Source organism: Ruminococcus flavefaciens (assembly GCF_900143025.1).
Lineage (GTDB): Bacteria > Bacillota > Clostridia > Oscillospirales > Ruminococcaceae > Ruminococcus > Ruminococcus flavefaciens_I.
The window spans coordinates 106,142-121,493 of the sequence record NZ_FRCT01000004.1; the positions used below are offsets into that span (position 1 = coordinate 106,142).

The window sequence follows — 15,352 nt, forward strand, 5'->3', positions numbered from 1 at the left end:
CGGCTGATCCTCGTGGTTCAGCCGTTTTTTAATTAATCATCTGAATTGGTATTCCAATAATCCTCGTGTGAATCATAAATATTATCTCTAGAGATGCTATTCTTATGTCCGCACTCAGTACACTTATGTGTGTAATTATTGTCGTCAAATCCATCCTGATCGTTCAGATATGCTCCACAACGATCGCACCACCAGTCAATATCAGGAAATCTTTCACTCATAGTTTAACCCTCCTGTATAGACAAATGACAAATAGTCATACGTTTATCATTCACCGCACTTTGTAGTACAAGTTCTAAATGTGAAATGACTTGCCGACTTCTTAGCAGCTTTTTCAGGCTTCCTAGCAACCTTCCATTTGAGTATAACTTTTTTCATTACGCACCCCCCATTAACTGTTTCTCATCTTTTCACAGTGTGTAAAACACCCAAACGAATTTACAGTTTTCTTCGGCTTGGGCTTTACTTTCCATTTAATCTTCAATTTAATCCCCTCCGGAAAATAATATACGCTAGTTATTAGCTTAAATTAATTATATCACAAATTCATCCAAATGTCAATATAACATTTGGAAAATTTTTGTATATTATTTTGAAATTATACTTTCTGAATACATCAATACTGAAAGGGAACTGATAGATTACAATTATTCTTCTTTTTTTGATCTTATAGCTTTGAATTATGGCAAAGACAACTTGCTCCATTATTTCTGAAGAAAAAGGATTATTTATAAAGAAATAATTATACTGCTCATAATGCTTGAATATCCTAGCATCACAATTATAGATATGAACTCTTTTGTCCTTTAGCATCCTTGCATTGCGTTTAGCAATTTTCGTCAGCTTTTTTGAATATTCAATTCCGTCAATCCTTTCAAAGCAAAACATAGACGAGTAATACAAGGATAAACCTTTACCGCAGCCTATATCCAAAATTCTATCCTCCAGATTGATATTCAGCTTTTTTAATAGTCTTTTGATAGGATAACAGCCTTCATATCCTCTCAAAGAAGAAATATTGCTTTCTATCCTTCCTGTGTAATCCAACCCTTTACAGGCTTTTAAAATTTCCAAGTATATAGTTTTAGTATAGTATTTAAAATACATTAATGCATCGGATACGTTAATCATCATTCACCTCATTGGAGCAACTCGATAATATCTTTCAGATCAATATTCTTATCAGTGGATATACCATTAATCAGTTCATCAAAGTCCTGTTCCTTGTCTTTTTGCATCTCAACAATTCGTTCTTCGATCGTATTGGCTGCAACGAGCTTATATACAGTGACCGGTTTATCTTGTCCGATACGGTATGCTCTGTCAACTGCCTGCTGCTCCACAAATGGATTCCACCACGGATCATAAATGATAACATCCTGAGCTGACACAAGGTTCAGACCAACTCCGCCAGCTTTGATACTAATTAAGAAGATGCCCTCATCAGCACTCTCAAATTGTTTTACTACGTCAACCCTGTTTTTTGTTTTTCCGTCGAGATAATAAATGATTTTCTTGTAGTGTTCGTTTTTTTCTAATTCTTCTTGTATCAGGTGAAGCATAGAGGTATAGTTGCTGAATATCAGTATCTTATGCCCTGAGCCTACAAGATTATCTACAAGCAGATCCAGTGCGTCGAGTTTACATGATTCATACACCTTATCGACGTTTGTTTCATCGTTCAACAACATAGGGTGACAGCAGCACTCACGAAGCAAAGTCAGACCTTTCAACACAACAGGAGCTGCAAATGCTTTCAAGCTCATAATAGCCTTCTTTACTGCAACATTGATACTCGTATAGAGTTTTCTCTGCTCCTGTTCCATATCGCAGTATATAATCTGCTCAGATTTCTGAGGTAATTCCTTAAGGACATCTTTTTTCATTCTGCGTAAGATAAACAGGTTCAGTATACTTTTCAGTTCATCATAGTTCTTTCCACTGTATCTTCTCATAAATGCCGAGTGACTATAAAAAACATTAGGATTGAGTACGTCCATTATATTCCATAACTCTGAGATACTGTTCTCCATAGGAGTACCCGACAGACCGATCTTCATCTCCGATCGTATCTGCTTCATGGCATCGGAAGTAATACTCTTGTGGTTTTTGATTGTTTGTATTTCATCAAATACGACCAGTGAATACACTAATTCATTCAGATTTTTCAAGTCAAGGTATGCCGTGTTATATGTGGTGATAATAACGTCTGTATTCTCAAAGTCGAATTCATTCCGCTTATCGCCGTGGTATATACCGACTCTATAAACTGAATTGAACTTTTCAAATTCTTTTTTCCAGTTAGTTAGGAGCGACTTTGGAACAATGATAAGCACTTTTTTGATATTGTTTTTTACTTCCTGATCTTCCAAAAAAGAAATAATCTGAAATGTTTTTCCCAAGCCCATATCATCAGCAAGACATCCTCCGAAATGATTAAGAAACAAGAATTTTAGCCATTTTATTCCTTCAAGCTGATATGGGTAGGCTGCCGATGTCACATGATCGGGCAGAGCCAGCATAATATCACTATATGAAAAGAATTCTGAAATATCTGAATTGCTGTCATAGATGATATGTAGCAATTCAAATATATGGTTCTGATCAATACGCAGCTTGTTTCCTACGACTGATAAGTATTCTCTTGCCTGAATGATAGAATCTGGGAGAAGTATCTTCTTATCATCATCTTCTATTTCGTCCTGAGATGAAAAGAGCTGTATCTTAGAAGCAAGGTCAAACACTTCACCGTCAATTTGGTACGAAAGATCAATTTCAAACCAACCTGATTCGTTTTTCGTAACTTTGATATCAGGTATGATTGTGTTTTCATCGTCATCAAGAACTATGCTTTTAGAGGAAAGAAATGCAACTATGTCACGCGTATTTTTATGCCCAGAATAGATAAAACGGCTTCCTGCAAGTTTGGTAAACTTCTCTTTGAGGATGCTTTCTCCGATCTCATGTTCATAGGAATAATTCCGAAGCAGTATCATGTCTCCATTCGTTATAGACAGCTTCTTATCCAGAAAAGCAATATTTTCCCCGTTATAGCAAAAATAAAGGCTGTAAATCTGCTCTTCTTTAGAATACTGCATATGAGGAACAGGTTCTTTCTGCTTAATAATCATTCCGCTCGTACTCTCTTCCTCAATATAGAGCGTACAATCAGCATACCAGCAAAGGGATATATCGCCAAAAGCATATTTATGCTTGACTTTTTTTTCGTGCTTCTGTAAAATGATGTTTTCTACAAGAACAAGTGATTTATCACGGTTATCCAAAAAAATCATTTTGTAAGGCTTGAGCTTGTCTACAATTCTTTTTAATGAAGGCACTGTGACATAATAAGCATTCTCAGACAATCGTTGACATTCTTCTTTGAAAAGTGCAGCAATAGCGCTTAGACTACAATTTTCAATTGGTATATTGCTATAAATATTAGCTGAAGAGATTACTCCGCCCTTGAATTTACCAGATTTATTGGAATCCACTTTTTTAGTGTAATAAGTTTCAATTATCAAAAAGCCATTTTTCTTTGAAGCTGACGAATTTATCGTAATCATTAAATCGCTCATAATCAACAAAAGAACCTTTCATTCGTATTTATCATTAGCCTGTAAAATTTCTCTTTATGTTCCTTGTCACACTTCCTAGGCGGAATACTGCCGAAATCAATTTTTTTAACATCCTCGATCTTAGTAAAAGTCTGGAAGTGTTCAGCACGGCAACCTCCACCGCAGATGAATCTGAGCTCACAATCTCCGCAAGGTTTAAAATTAATAATCTTTCCCGCTTCTTCAGCTATCTTCATAAGCTCATATATTCTGCTGAAAGGCATATTGCGGATATTCCCTGACTTATTGACATCCGGTATTCTATCACAGAAATAGAAGTCCCCATTCGCCATAACATTCAGTCCACCATAACCACAGCTATCCTGTATACAATCTGTGAGGTTGGAAACAAAAGCGTCTTCTTCAATATTCCCATAAACAGATGTAACAACTTTATCTACAAGATTATAGTATTCGTCTTTAATCTCACTGATTCTATCAGGTACCAGTTCTCTGCCAGGCATAAAGAAGTAGGAGTAATTAATTTCTATAGCATCGGTGCTGTATTTTTCAATAAGAGCTTTTGAAAAAGAAATGTATTCTTCCTGATGTTCCTTGATAATCTCATAGGGTGCGGTAACTGCAATCTTAACATAAATATGTTTTTTCACAAAAAGGTCAATCGTGTCCAACGCTCTCCTAAAAACGCCTTTTCCACGGATAGTTGAATTTGTCGCTTCATCATATCCGTCAATACTTATCTGCACACCCTCAACATTCAGTTTTGAAAAGCGTTCTACCATATTCTCATTCCAAGAAAAGCCATTCGTGAAAACTGATACTTTCATTCCAATAGAAGATATGTATTCAGCAATTTCGAGGAAATCCATACGAGATGTGGGTTCTCCGCCAGTTAATGATACATCAGTACCCCCACAACTTTTAAATTCATCGCATAGCATTTTGATTTCATCTGTGGTCAATTCATTACTTAATGCAGCACCAGAATTCATATAGCAGTGCGGACAGTGTAGATTACATTTGTTCGTAAGGTGAAGATGCAGCCTTGTATTACTGAAAATAGACCTTGTTTCAGATGTTTCAATTTGCTTTGCTTCAAGCTGTGTAAGGACAGCAATCACATCCTCTTGATTGTCTTCAAATCGCGCTAAAGCAGTCTGAATATCAAATCCTTCTGTAAACATATTAAGGATCTCATATTGTTCATTATTCTCTAAAACTATCCATTTTGCAAGTTCAGGTGCAATGGCAAGACAATAGCCATTGTATTCAATATATTCAAAATCTGGCAAAGCATAGACTTTGTCCAATTCCAGTTCCATTTCTTTTTCTTCTTCCATAAAGTTAACCTCCTATCCACACAAAACCGCTATCTATCCTCCGTGAGGAGTCCTTTTCATATTATAAATATCTCATATTTTGAAGAGAACATTCGATAACTCAAATGTTGTAATAACATTATCTACATCAAACAAATAGGCTAATATTCAACGTTCGTCCCACACTTAGAACAATAATTTGCCTTTTCCGGAAGTTTCATACCGCAATTCATACAGTATTTGAATCCTTTCATTACTCCGTGAGCATTTGAATCAAAAGTCGGTTGAGCTTCATGTAATGCATTCTCTTTTGGCAGGATTTCACAATTAGTGTCGCTTAATCCTTCAAAAGAATGGCGTTCATCTTTTACGCCGCAATTAAATATGGAATCAACATTATACTCCACACGTAAATTATCAAGAACTGCATCCAGGTTAGCAGAATCAGGATATTGCCATTCTCTTAGCCTAAAGTCAATATTATGTTCCATATATCCGTTTCCGTGTAATAATTCATGAAAAATCAGGTATTTTATTACTTCCCTGTCAATTCTTGGAGATGAAAGGATCTTGTTAACATGAATCTGATAATACTTGTAATCCTCCGTCCATTCTGTCAGAGCAAAGTAGTCTTGAACTATTTCATTTGTCCATGCAATCTTGACCAGCTGCTTGGTACTTAATAAAGGATACATTTCCATAACTTCTTTCAGCGATTCATTCAAATGATGATAATTCTCAATTATTTCATAACTCTTGAGTTCTTCTTGAACTGTTTTCAAAACAGGTTCTGTCTGCTCTTTCATTGAATCAAACACAGTCTTTTTGAAAGCAAAAAAAGTATGATATATGTTTTGAAGAACATTATGAGAATCAAATAGCTTTTTCAGCCATTCTTCTTTGTCTTCTTCCTTTGTAAATAACTCATTAGCTTTTTCTCCAATTTTCTTAGGGTCGAGTGCATCTCTCTGTTCAAACGCAAAATACATAGGCATACTGTCTGTTTCTTCAATATAATCCAGAATATATTGAAGTTCTTCATCATTGGGAATAGCATCCAAATCGCCAAAATAGATTTCTCGTAAATCATCAACAGTAATTTTACCCTTGATAAGATCAATACTGTTTTCTATATCGTTATAGACCTTTATTTGACTCTTGAAGACAAGAACAGATACATCATTACCATCATTATCCAAAACAGAATACCATCCAACAGGATATTCCAAATTCTTCCTTTCTGAAGTCAAAGAGGCATGCATCAAGTGATATAGTTTCAAATACAATTCGCTTGATGAAATAGAGGAACCGTTTGTGATGTCACTCACCTCTTCAGGTTGAGTTATTTCGCCGCTTCCAATTTTAGCTAAATACTCAAGCATGACATTATCAGGTTCGATTGGCTTTTCTTCCTGAATATCTGTTTCAGCTTCCATTACTTCTTCATTTTCTTCTACATCAAAAATACCGATATCGCGTGGATCAAGAAATGTCAAGAATCTATTCCATACATCATGGAAAGAAACAATAAATGCATCTTTGGTTCCATGAGCTTTTTCACCTCGCAACCCACGACCAATCATCTGCATTAGTCGAGAGTCACTATTGGTTTGGCAAGTTAGGAATACTGTTTGAACATCGGGCACATCACTTCCCTCAGTCATAATTAGTACATTGATTAGGACTTTGAATTTATTATCCTTAAAATCACGTATTGTTTCTTGAGCATTAGGTTTTGAAGCTATCACATATTCACATGATATATTTGCTTTTTTAAAATCATCATACAATGTTTTGGCATGGTCTTGATTTACTGCAAATATCAGAGTTTTACCATACTTTTCTTGATTCTTCCAGTATTCGTCGAGAATTATCTTGTTACGAACAGCAGAGCGTGCTATATTTGCTTTCAGTTTTTCAGATAACTCATGATATTCGGCAAAAAAAGCTTCATCTTCTGGAGTCATCTGAAATTCGATCTCACCATTGATATTTGTTTCTACCAACACATAGTGAGGATTAGATAAGAATTTGCTCTTAATGAGTTCAGGGAGCGTAATCTCATAAACATATCCCTTTCTTCCTATTCCGTTTTTAATATTAGTATCAACATTAAACATTCTATCAAGAATACGCTTTTCTGATTCCTGCATTCTGGTCGGTGTAGCAGTCAACCCGAGAAGGATTCGGAATGGATTCAAAGCGGTTAACCGCTTTATTACTTTTTGATATCCAGCAGCAGTTGCATGATGGGCTTCGTCTATAACTATAATCAATTTACGTTTTCCTGCTGCTCCGACCATTCTTTCTATAAATCTATATCCATACTTATTTGCCACTGATGCAATGCTACACACATAAATATCTGCCTTATACGCATTCACCATTCGTATATGTTGTGATTCGCCAGAAATTGGGTATACTTTAAGTTTTTCAATCCCACTTCTTTTCAGAATAGGTGCTTGTCTCCTGAATTCTCGATACGTCTGTTCAACAAGTTCCTGTCTATGAACAAGCCAAATAATCCGGTATCCATTCGCAACACCTTGGGACAGAAGCCAATTGACTGCCGTAAAGGTCTTTCCACTTCCTGTAGGCATTACAACAAGACCATTTCTATTTGTTGTGTCAATACTAGTTCGGAAATATGATGTCATAGCATCAACAGCTGCTTGTTGATGTGGTAAAATCAGACTTCTGGAATCAGCTTTTGATTCTTCTATCAGGATCGGTTCAAAACACTCTTTCAGCATAACTTCTCTCCTTTTTACTTTGAATTTGAAGGGCGGAAAGCTATAATAGATTATCAGATATCATAGGTAGCCCCATTATAACAATTTTTATCCAGTAGCAATCATTTTACTTCTTATTATACTTCAATCTTCTTCTGAAACGCACTTTGTCAATTAGTATTATTCGCCAGTAATATCAATATATGTATAATTTTATTAACTATTCTATGTACATATTATAACATTTATTATTTACAATGTCAATGAATGTAGAATGAACAAAATATTTTTTATTAAATTTGCGCCAATTCACGCTGTTTATAATTATTACTGTATTATCTGTTATTAAGAAAAGCCGCCATAAAGGCGGCCTTATTATTCCTATGCTGTAATAAATTCATTCGGCGATCTATGATACTCAACTGCCTTCTCAAAGGCCATATTTGTCAGTGCTCTCTCAGCAATGCTGAAAGGGGCTCCGTCGGGGCGTATCCATTCCTTCACGTCTTCCTTATCCAGTATAACAGGCATACGGTCGTGTATATCCCTTACAGTACCTGCTGCTTCTCTAGTGAGTACAGAAAACATAGGTACCTGCATGCCTCCATGATCCTCATATCGGTATAGCGCTGCAATATAAGTGATATCCGATCCTTCCGTCTGTATGGCAAATTTGACCTTCTTGGTATTTCGATGTTCAAGCATACTGCGACTATCGTCCTCATATACAGGATATCCAAATTCATAGTACAATGATGCAGGTATAACGCACCTTCGCCGGTACCAGGAGTCTCTCCATAACGCCTTTTTATCAGCAGTCTCAATACGGCAATTTGCAAGAGGCTTGGTAGTAGCTTTATGTGTAAATCCCCATACCATTGGGAATATAACCATTTGTCCGTGTTTGTTCGGTGCCAAAACAGGGGCAATATCTGACGGGTACAAGTCACCAGACATGGATAGGCTCTTTCCAAGCTTTATCGACATTTCCAGAGCAAAAGCCATTTTACGTACTTTTATGAGTACCTCGGCCATTTCTCTTAGTTCTATACGCAGTGACATACACATAAAAATCACCTCCCAGTATTCGAACAGAATGTATGTTCTGTTTTATTATACCACCAGAGATACGCTTTGTCAAGCTATAAGAAAAACCGCCCATAATTAATAGGGCGGTAGATTGCTAATTGTATATATCATATTTCATCAGGCTTATATTTATGACGGTTTAGGCCACAACACTGGATATACAATCCATATTGTCCGAGCTTTGCTTCGAGTGAAGTATCACATTTATTACATTTGCATCTTGCAACAAGTACTTTACTACCATCAGGTTTTGGTACATATAGATATTCTTCAACCAAATCTACTGAAAGGAAACTTGTTTGTGTACATGCTGGATAACCTGTACACGACAAAAAGAACTTTCCACTTTTACTTTTCTTCATCTGCATAGGTTTATTGCATATAGGACATTTTTCATGTTTTAAAATGTACTGGGCTAAAGTATTTGGTTCTTCCTCATCTAGTAATTCTACTGATTCATCTGTGGTTTTATTCATTTCAAGTAATCCATATATCTTCCTTGAAGCTTTTCTGCCAGCAAATCTGATTATTGGATGAAATTTAGTTTGAATAGAACCATTTTCCGTTTTAAAAACTGCTTCTGACCATGGCATACCATACCATGTAACAGACTTATCGATTACTGCCACAGGATTCATTGAGAAGCTATGTTCTATTGCAATAGAGCGTATGCTTAAAGGCAGTGAAGAACGTTTTTCCGCACGAATAACTACTTTAACATTGTTTTTCTTTTTCTCGTCTATTATCCGTATCAATTTCTCATAAAAGGCAGTATCGTTCATCGGTTTATCTGGAATATCAATATAAACTAATTTATTTGCTGCCGATATATCATCAAGAAAAGCATCCCCTGCATTAGCCTGTCTGTAAAACTTAAGGCAGGAATCAACATCTGTTTTGAAATATTCAAGTGAATATCCATCAACACCACTTTCAACTCTTGATTTTGATATGAGTTGCCCAAACATCAGATTTGTTTTAACACCTTTATCTATCATATACTTTGCATTTGTAACGGCTACAAATTTACCCCTTGCTCTTGTCATGGCAACATTAAATAGCTTGTTGGCATAATTGTCCTTTGTGCTTGTCAGTAGTATTCCTGGATAAGTCTGCCTGTAGCAATCGGTTGCATCATAAACAATAACGTCCTGCTCTGAGCCCTGAAACTGATGTACTGTTGCACAAGGGATAGTTCTTTTTTCACCAATCTTTTCCGCCATATCAAGTGCCATGCTGTTCAACAATCCTGCCTGAGATGTATATGGAGCAATTATACCGACGTTAAAACCGTTATTATATGCTCTTTCAGCTAAAGCAAAAGAAATAAACGCACTTAATATATTTACTCTCGAATGGTCTTTCATAGGAATACAAGTTGACATCATATAGCTTAAATCAGCTATACCATAAGCCTTCTTCAATTCTGGAACGGCTTCTTGTATTTCATCACGTTTTTCTTTTATTCCACTTGCAGTTTTTAAAAGTCCATGGTACATTGTTACACTAGCAAAATTGGCAATTTCAGGATGCATTCTATATTGAATATCTAGCATACATAGCCATTTATGTCCACAGTTTCGTTCAACAGCATCACTTATACCGCAATATCTAAAAATATCAACAGAGAGACTTTCAGAACGATCTCCTTGAACTATGGGAGGGAGCTGACAATAATCACCCATACAAACGAAATGCTTTTTTGCAAGGCTTGCACCGAAAATGATTTGAGGAATATATGACATACTTGCCTCATCGAATATTACAACATCAAATGGTATCTCGGTGAGCTTTTTATCAACAACAGCTTTGGAAACGGTTGTTGCAACAAATCTAGCTTTTTTTATGGAATCAATTTCTTTTTCAGCAAGCGCCTCTCTTATTTCGCGAATTTTCTTACTTATTTCTTTACGCTTAGGATCCGTCTTACCATACTTTTTACTTTCATTCATTAAATCCTTACGTTTTTTCACAAGTTCCGGGCATAAATAAAGAGCAAAGTTGAAAGATGATTTGAATTGACTTTCATTAATATCATTATCCTTCGGATAACCATATCTCAGGATATCACCGAGATTTGATTGAGGAAATAATTTAAACACTCTTTGTATAGCTGCATCTACAGATACATTGCTGTACGAAAGCATTAGTATTTTATTTCCTTTTTTTATGTGCTGAATTGCAATTTTAGCAAGGGTCTCGGTTTTTCCACTTCCAGGAGGTCCCCAAATGAAAGTAATTGGTTGTTTTAATGTCATATCAACCGCTGTTTCTTGACCGGTAGATAATTTAGCACCATATTCAATTTGATTGAAACCCTGAGTTACTAATGCATCAGTGATATAATTATTCTTATTCCGCAGTAAAACAAGCCTTTCGTTTAGAGTATTTAACAAACGCCAACTCTCAACAGAAAATTCCAAGCTTGATATTTCTGTGTCTTCAGAATGTCCAAGATCAGCGTCTGTTGAAATAATAACTGTAAATTCACTACAATTTTCAAGTATTCCTTTTACTTCCACTTCTCCTTGAACTGAGTCTTTTTTTAATGAGACATATAAAGTTATCTGAGTGCCATCTGGATAGTTTAATTCTGTATCTGTATCGAATTCATAAGAAAAACGAAGACCTTGTCGGCTTAAATATCGTCCATCATAGACTGTTATTCGTTTGCCACCGTTTCGACGTAAAAAGGCAACTTCTGATGCAATCTTTTGAGAATAATGATCACAAAATTCATTATACGATTTAAACCTTATAACAGGTGTATCTTTTACTACGCTTCCTTTTGTTTTTGAACGATTCATTTCACTTATTATACGATTATTTTCTCTTTGAATTCGCTCGTTTTCTTTTTTTATTTTTTCTTGTTCTATTTTGGAAGCCGTATCAAATTTGACCTTTTCAATTGCATCTGAGTTCTCAAGGGTTAAGTATGTTTTAAAGCAATCCGGATAAAGGAATTTCATTTCATTTCCATTCTCTTTAAACTTGACTATGATGATATTGCCTTGATGCCCTGTAATAACTCCGTTTTTAAAAGTTTTATGTACAACTTTCAGACCTATAAGTTCCATATCCCCATGTCCTCTCATAAGTTTTATATAAAGATAATAATGACAAGCTCGCCCTTAATAGGCGAGCTTAAGATTCATTCAATATATTGGCTAATACTTTATTACATTAACATTATATTTTCCAGCATTATATTCTTTATCCCTGCATAAATTACGGAAATGTCTTGGGTTTCCACCCTTGGTCAAACTGTTAATATGTATTAATCTCATTTTCTTTTCTTTAGCTTTATTCAATATTATGGCAACCTGTTCCTTAAAATCATGATTTTTTAATATATAATCTCCCCACGATAAAAGAAGATCGCCTCCTTTACAATGTTCAAATACCGAAGATATATACTTTAAATTAGCTTCACATATTTTTCTGTCAAATTCTATCGGTAATTTTGAAGGGCTGTTACATATTAATGGATAAGGATTAATCATTATGCACCCATCATAACCTTGTTGACGTGAAAACTTGATTAAATCATTCATAGTATTATCTGATGTATCTGCGTCGGCAGTATTAGGATTTATCCCCACACATACCAATGTCTTTTTTCCATAATTCCCTAAAACAAAACGTAAATTATTCGTTCTATCATATTCATATATAGTTGGTTTATAATCGACATATCTTCTGTTTGACATATAATTATCCTCCGTTAAGATATTTAAATACATGAGATCATATTGATTGGTATCCCAAAACGATGTCAACATTAATGTCTAATTTTAATAATCTGCTTTAAACTATTTAATATTTCTGAAATATCGCCTTCGTTACATTGTTTTCCAATGGAAACTCGAATGGTTCCCAAAGCAAATTCTTCCTTTAAATTGATTGCTTGTAGCACATGTGAAATCTCATCATTGTCACCATTACAAGCAGCCCCAGTGGATATAGCAATACCTTTAAGATCAAGCCTATGTAACATGGTCTCGCCGCTCTGATTCATAAACGATAAGCTCAACAAACCAGGAAGTATAGTATTTCCACCGTTACGAACATACTGAACTCCTGATTCGTTCATAGCTGTAATAAGCTGATTTTCTAACTCATGAATATGTTCTATATTTTCGTTTAAATGGTCACAGTTTTCCTTTAAAGCAGTTGCCATACCAACAATAGCGGCAACATTCTCAGTTCCGGCACGCAAAGCATTTTCCTGTGAGCCACCGTCCATAAACGACACAATGGATGTTCCTTGACGAATATACAAAAAACCAATGCCTTTAGGCCCATTAAACTTATGTGCTGAAGCAGACAGAAGATCTACGCCTAATTCTTGAACATCAATTGGAATATGTCCTACAGCCTGAACAGCATCAGTATGAAATATGGTTCCATGCTTATGCGCAATTCTAACAAGATCCTTTATAGGCTGAATTGTGCCAATCTCATTATTTGCAAACATAACCGACACAAGGCGAGTATTATCTGTTATATTTTGCTCTAGTGTTTCAGGTAAAACTGTTCCATCTTTATTTACAGGCAAATATATAACAGGATAGCCTAACCGTTCAATAGCTTCACAAGAGCGTAGCACTGCATGATGCTCAATCTGAGATGTGATCATCGCCCTATGCTCAGTATCAGCAAATGCCGCCCCCTTAATCGCCCAATTATCGCTTTCCGTACCTCCTGACGTGAAGAATATCTCTTCAGGTTCAGCATTAATACACCTTGCAATTAAACTCCTTGCTTCTGCAATAGCTTTTTTGGCTGATCTAGCGAACGAATATGGCTGCGAAGCATTAGCGTATTCCTCTTTCAACCATGGTAACATAGCCTCATATGCAACAGGATCCAACTTAGTTGTTGCTGCATTATCAGCGTAAATAAACTGTTTCATTTAATCACCTACGAAAACAATTTGCAACCGTCATTTATGAAGTCCTCGATTTTAGCTTGCAATTCTTCTACAGTCACATCCAGTTCTTCAGCTAAACAAGAAATACAGTAAAACGACTTTGCCTTCTGATTGATCAATTTCTTTGTCAATCCTATTTCGTTTTTGGAAAGCGGTTCCTTACCGCAAACATAGCATATTTTCTGGTTCATATCACATTGTATCCATTCCCATTATTTTGAAAGATGGCAGATCCTTACCCGCATACTCACTATCGAGCAATCCCAATTGATATTTGATCGTATCACGCATTCTTCTAGCTCGATCAAAACAATAGCGTTTAAACGCTCTTGGTGAGATATCAGAAACACTCTGAGCATTAGGAAACAAGAGTTTCAGATATGCAGTTGCTATACGTTTTACAGCTTCTGTATCTCGTGTATCTGCTCCTTCAGGAACTATAATAAACTCGTCCACAATGCTTCTATAAGTCATATCATCACGAAGCTCATGCATGATTGAGCAGAAGTATTCAGAGTTGAGAGCCCATCCGTTTACTTTAAGATCATCCTTCATTCTAGGGATATTCCAGCCCTTAATGAATCCGTGAAAACGTTCAATCAATGCAGATTCATGAAACACTTCGGGAAGCTCCGTAAACATATTGCTGTATCCATCAGCATCCATAATCTCTTTTCTGATATTTCCACAGAGAATCATACCGGCATTAGCGACGCCCTTATAATCTCCAACTGTGAAATATCCTTGTTCCAGGTAACCTTTAAGAGCTGCTCGCATCTCGTCAGTATCAGTAAATGAGATTGTTTGAACTTCATCCAATGTGACAAAATCACTTCCTGCAACTAATCCTTCACGTCGCTTTGTCTGATCGTAAAACATCTTCGCTCTACTCATTACTCCACCACTGGACAGCCAACCATAGCGACTTACATTACCAAAAAGATATGATTTTCCAGTTCCTTTCGGTGCAAGCTCTATCAGATTCAAACGCTTTTCTACAAAAGGAAGAAGCCTTGTAAGCATTGTGAGTTTCTGTTCTTCTGTTTCGTAACCAGCTGCGTTATAATCAACTGCGCCAAGAATCACATTCATCCACTCGTCAATCGTAAACTCTTTTCTTGCATCTTTATAATCTTCTAGGTCAATATTATATGGGCAGAAGTTCTTAAACGAAAGAAGTTTGATTTTTCCTTCCTTTGAACTCTTGGCTTTTGATGACTTCCGTTCATATTCAAATGAAATATCGAAATCATCAGGAGAACGATATCCAAGCTCAACCATTCCCCATATATCTCGGCCTTTTACCAAATCATCCTTGCAATCATCCCAGACATCATTCTCAATGATAGTTTCTTTGAAACTGAGTCCAAAATCTGGTAACGAAAATGATACTTCACTTGTTTTAATATCAATATTGACTGAGATCTTAGCAAGAAACTTCACTTTTTTTCCTTCGATAATGATATCATTCTTGATTGCATTCCAATCATCCTTGCGCGGAATGAATTTCTTCACAAATCTTGCAAGATCTTCTTTATCGAAATTACCATCTTCGTCTTCAAACTTTTTTAAAAGCCAGTCACGCATAAATGCTGGCAGACTTAGCGTCGAGAAAAAGTTGGTTTTCTTAAGGTCTTTAAAAACGACCATTTCATCAAAATTATCTCGCAATTTCTCTGACAATTCCATTGATTCTCTCCT

At 35.9% G+C, this 15,352-nt stretch carries 10 protein-coding genes; all 10 read right to left on the reverse strand.

Annotation, left to right across the window (positions count from 1 at the left end; genetic code table 11):
* Positions 1 to 32: 32 nt before the first annotated feature.
* On the reverse strand, positions 33 to 221 hold the full coding sequence (locus tag BUB28_RS05655) for a Sec23/Sec24 zinc finger-containing protein (protein ID WP_072949675.1): 189 nt from the start codon (positions 219 to 221) through the stop codon (positions 33 to 35).
* A gap of 325 nt (positions 222 to 546) precedes the next feature.
* Positions 547 to 1,134, reverse strand: a complete 588-nt coding sequence (locus BUB28_RS05660; protein WP_081373400.1) for a class I SAM-dependent methyltransferase — start codon at positions 1,132 to 1,134, stop codon at positions 547 to 549.
* A gap of 5 nt (positions 1,135 to 1,139) precedes the next feature.
* Positions 1,140 to 3,293 carry a DEAD/DEAH box helicase gene (locus BUB28_RS05665; RefSeq protein WP_242939943.1) on the reverse strand — a complete coding sequence of 718 codons (2,154 nt, stop codon included), beginning with the start codon at positions 3,291 to 3,293 and terminating at the stop codon, positions 1,140 to 1,142.
* A 287-nt stretch (positions 3,294 to 3,580) separates the two neighbouring features.
* The gene (locus tag BUB28_RS05670) at positions 3,581 to 4,918 is read right to left on the reverse strand and encodes a radical SAM/SPASM domain-containing protein (protein WP_072949678.1); all 1,338 of its coding nucleotides are present in this window, start codon (positions 4,916 to 4,918) and stop codon (positions 3,581 to 3,583) included.
* A 140-nt stretch (positions 4,919 to 5,058) separates the two neighbouring features.
* A complete protein-coding gene (locus tag BUB28_RS05675) occupies positions 5,059 to 7,650 on the reverse strand; it encodes a DEAD/DEAH box helicase family protein (protein WP_072949680.1) in 2,592 nt (863 codons plus the stop codon).
* Between the two features lie 360 nt (positions 7,651 to 8,010).
* The gene (locus tag BUB28_RS05680; protein WP_072949681.1) at positions 8,011 to 8,697 is read right to left on the reverse strand and encodes an SOS response-associated peptidase; all 687 of its coding nucleotides are present in this window, start codon (positions 8,695 to 8,697) and stop codon (positions 8,011 to 8,013) included.
* A gap of 128 nt (positions 8,698 to 8,825) precedes the next feature.
* Positions 8,826 to 11,795 carry an AAA domain-containing protein gene (locus BUB28_RS05685; protein ID WP_072949682.1) on the reverse strand — a complete coding sequence of 990 codons (2,970 nt, stop codon included), beginning with the start codon at positions 11,793 to 11,795 and terminating at the stop codon, positions 8,826 to 8,828.
* Between the two features lie 90 nt (positions 11,796 to 11,885).
* Positions 11,886 to 12,428 carry a DUF1643 domain-containing protein gene (locus tag BUB28_RS05690; RefSeq protein ID WP_072949684.1) on the reverse strand — a complete coding sequence of 181 codons (543 nt, stop codon included), beginning with the start codon at positions 12,426 to 12,428 and terminating at the stop codon, positions 11,886 to 11,888.
* 71 nt (positions 12,429 to 12,499) lie between these two features.
* The gene (locus BUB28_RS05695; protein WP_072949686.1) at positions 12,500 to 13,633 is read right to left on the reverse strand and encodes a cysteine desulfurase family protein; all 1,134 of its coding nucleotides are present in this window, start codon (positions 13,631 to 13,633) and stop codon (positions 12,500 to 12,502) included.
* Between the two features lie 210 nt (positions 13,634 to 13,843).
* The gene (gene brxL, locus BUB28_RS05705) at positions 13,844 to 15,340 is read right to left on the reverse strand and encodes a BREX system Lon protease-like protein BrxL (RefSeq protein WP_072949690.1); all 1,497 of its coding nucleotides are present in this window, start codon (positions 15,338 to 15,340) and stop codon (positions 13,844 to 13,846) included.
* Positions 15,341 to 15,352 lie beyond the last annotated feature (12 nt).

Coding starts and splice junctions, on each gene's coding strand:
- BUB28_RS05675 (WP_072949680.1), bottom strand. CDS start 7,650: ATGCTGAAAGAGTGTTTTGAACCGATCCTGATAGAAGAATCAAAAGCT.
- BUB28_RS05670 (WP_072949678.1), bottom strand. CDS start 4,918: ATGGAAGAAGAAAAAGAAATGGAACTGGAATTGGACAAAGTCTATGCT.
- BUB28_RS05660 (WP_081373400.1), bottom strand. CDS start 1,134: ATGATGATTAACGTATCCGATGCATTAATGTATTTTAAATACTATACT.
- BUB28_RS05655 (WP_072949675.1), bottom strand. CDS start 221: ATGAGTGAAAGATTTCCTGATATTGACTGGTGGTGCGATCGTTGTGGA.
- BUB28_RS05665 (WP_242939943.1), bottom strand. CDS start 3,293: ATGATTTTTTTGGATAACCGTGATAAATCACTTGTTCTTGTAGAAAAC.
- BUB28_RS05695 (WP_072949686.1), bottom strand. CDS start 13,633: ATGAAACAGTTTATTTACGCTGATAATGCAGCAACAACTAAGTTGGAT.
- BUB28_RS05685 (WP_072949682.1), bottom strand. CDS start 11,795: ATGGAACTTATAGGTCTGAAAGTTGTACATAAAACTTTTAAAAACGGA.
- brxL (WP_072949690.1), bottom strand. CDS start 15,340: ATGGAATTGTCAGAGAAATTGCGAGATAATTTTGATGAAATGGTCGTT.
- BUB28_RS05680 (WP_072949681.1), bottom strand. CDS start 8,697: ATGTGTATGTCACTGCGTATAGAACTAAGAGAAATGGCCGAGGTACTC.
- BUB28_RS05690 (WP_072949684.1), bottom strand. CDS start 12,428: ATGTCAAACAGAAGATATGTCGATTATAAACCAACTATATATGAATAT.